The 1,266-nt window shown below is 54.0% G+C and carries 1 tRNA gene and 2 rRNA genes; all 3 read left to right on the forward strand.

Annotated elements, in window-relative coordinates:
• Positions 1-305, forward strand: a 16S ribosomal RNA gene (locus ACP96_RS19390); the annotation flags it as partial.
• A 163-nt stretch (positions 306-468) separates the two neighbouring features.
• A tRNA-Ala gene (locus ACP96_RS15620) sits at positions 469-540 on the forward strand.
• Positions 541-805: 265 nt separating this feature from the next.
• Positions 806-1,266 (forward strand): 23S ribosomal RNA (locus ACP96_RS19395); the annotation flags it as partial.

Here is a 1,266-nt window from a genome sequence, read left to right on the forward strand (position 1 = left end):
TATACAATTATAATGAGCAATGGTCAAGACAAAGCATTACAACTCCGAAAGGAGACGGTAATCTCAGAAACTCGATCGTAGTTCGGATTGTGGGCTGCAACTCGCCCACATGAAGCTGGATTCGGTAGTAATCGCGTGTCATAAGCGCGCGGTGAATACGTCCCTGCTCCTTGCACACACCGCCCGTCAAAGCACCCGAGTGAGGTCCGGATGAGGCGCGTTACACGTGTCGAATCTGGGCTTCGCAAGGGGGCTTAAGTCGTAACAAGGTAGCCGTAGGGGAATCTGCGGCTGGATCACCTCCACCGACCCGAGACTCCCGCTTTGCGGGAGCTCACCTTACGACCGTCTTTCAAGACGGTCACTACTCATTCATGGTCTCTTGTGTCCGCCCACCCGCCGGCCTGGACACCGACGAACTACCACGGTTCACACACCAACGCAATACTCCTTCCCGCGTGGGAAGGTGGGCTCATAGCTCAGCGGTAGAGTGCCTCCCTTGCAAGGAGGATGCCCTGGGTTCGAATCCCAGTGAGTCCATGTCAGCCCCGACGCGATTCCGTCCTCTTAAATGGAAGACGCGATTCCGTTGGGTTACGACGACCGATGCACCATCCCGGGAAACCGCGGATGGGAAGGGTTTGATGGACACCCCGCCAGGGTGATTCGATGACGACCGTGTATACGTGCGATCCAGACGTCCACTGAACTCATACGAGTTCGTGGAACGTCAGTGAACCATATACAGTCGGGTGACATTTAGTCACTTGACACCGTCAGCGGTTCTTTATTGAATCAACTGACACACTACTGGCTACTGTGCCAGCTGGTGAATGGCTCGGCTCGAGAGCCGATGAAGGACGTGCCAAGCTGCGAAAAGCTCGTGGGACCCGCATGGAGGGGAAGAACACGAGGTTTCCGAATCGGAATCCGTTTACAATTGCCACGCGCAATAGGGAACTCCCTGAATTGAAACATCTCAGTAAGGGAAGGAAAAGAACGCAATAGCGATGTCGTGAGTAACCGCGAGTAAAAGCGACACAGCCCAAACCGAAGGTCTTCGGACCAATGTGGTGTTCGGGTTGACAACCAAAACGCGAGCTCTCATTTGAAGTCTCCTGGAACGGAGCGTGAGACAGGGTGACAACCCCGTAGAATGAGACAGTACCGTTGGCGTCAATACCAGAGTAGCAGCTGTCTATTAGCAACATCTGACGCTGCCGACAAATAGAGAGGAGTAGATTTAGGTGTGATGTGAGGGTGTGG

The sequence above is a fragment of the Halorubrum halophilum genome, assembly GCF_000739595.1.
GTDB classification, from domain to species: domain Archaea; phylum Halobacteriota; class Halobacteria; order Halobacteriales; family Haloferacaceae; genus Halorubrum; species Halorubrum halophilum.